We start from the raw sequence: 218 nt of genomic DNA on the forward strand, positions 1-218 counted from the left end.
CTGCTGCCCTGCGCCCCGCACAACGGATTGGTCACATCGCAGGCGACCTTGAATTCGCACTCTGCCAGTTCCGGCATCACCTGGTCGGTGGTGATGGTACACAGGCCCGCCAGAACCTTGCCGCCACGGCGGAGCAGGTGTTCCGCCTGTGGTATGCGGGGCAGCAGGCTGCCAAAAACCGGTAATGGCGATGATTGCCGATGGCAAAAGTACGGAAT

General features: G+C 61.5%; 1 protein-coding gene. It reads right to left on the reverse strand.

Annotation, left to right across the window (positions count from 1 at the left end):
* A partial coding sequence (locus tag H6B10_RS17455; RefSeq protein ID WP_204652560.1) for a glycerate kinase occupies positions 1 to 218 on the reverse strand: 218 nt, incomplete at both ends.

The organism is Gemmiger formicilis (genome assembly GCF_016901605.1).
GTDB classification, from domain to species: Bacteria; Bacillota; Clostridia; order Oscillospirales; family Ruminococcaceae; genus Gemmiger; species Gemmiger formicilis_B.